The 633-nt window shown below is 61.9% G+C and carries 1 protein-coding gene; it reads right to left on the reverse strand.

What is annotated here, in order from left to right:
- Nucleotides 1-199 precede the first annotated feature (199 nt).
- On the reverse strand, nt 200-553 hold the full coding sequence (gene tnpB, locus IVB13_RS03835; protein ID WP_091898177.1) for an IS66 family insertion sequence element accessory protein TnpB: 354 nt from the start codon (nt 551-553) through the stop codon (nt 200-202).
- Between the last annotated feature and the right edge of the window lie 80 nt (nt 554-633).

Raw genomic sequence — 633 nt, forward strand, 5'->3', positions numbered from 1 at the left:
CGTCAAGCTTTTCCGACGATCGACCGAACTGCGCGTCTTTTGCAAGCTTGAGCAACCGCTCGAGCCTGGCGCAGCGATCCAGCAGAGCCGCGGCAAAGGCACGCAACTCGGCTGGATCGCTCGGCAGTTCATCAGGCAAATCACTCATTGGCCCGAGTCTGCCATGCTTCGCGCCCCGATGCAGCGAAGATTTTATGTCCTACGCAAGCGCTTTCGGCTGCGGGATTCGAGGCGCATGCATGCGTGTCCAATCCATGCCGGCCAGAAGCGCGGACAACTGCGCGGCGTTCATTCGCATGACGCCGTCAACGACCGGCGGCCACTTGAAGGCGCTGCCCTCAAGCCGCTTCCAATACAGCACGAGGCCACTACCATCCCAGACCACGATCTTCACCCGATCAGCGCGCTTCGCACGGAAGACCACCGCCACGCCCTTCATCGGATCGTGGCCCAGCGTCTCCTTCGCCAACAGCGCCAGACCATCCGCGCCCTTCCTGAAGTCTACAGGTCGGGTCGCAACGTAAATCATGAGGCCAGCGGGAGCCGTCAGCATGAACGTGTCCGGCGCAACGCAACAAACACATCACTCAGCACGGCAAGTCCAGGCGTCCCTCGCACCTCAACTCGTGCCCC

It is taken from the genome of Bradyrhizobium sp. 17, from assembly GCF_023073515.1.
GTDB classification, from domain to species: Bacteria; Pseudomonadota; Alphaproteobacteria; order Rhizobiales; family Xanthobacteraceae; genus Bradyrhizobium; species Bradyrhizobium canariense_D.

Coding starts and splice junctions, on each gene's coding strand:
- tnpB (WP_091898177.1), bottom strand. CDS start 553: ATGCTGACGGCTCCCGCTGGCCTCATGATTTACGTTGCGACCCGACCT.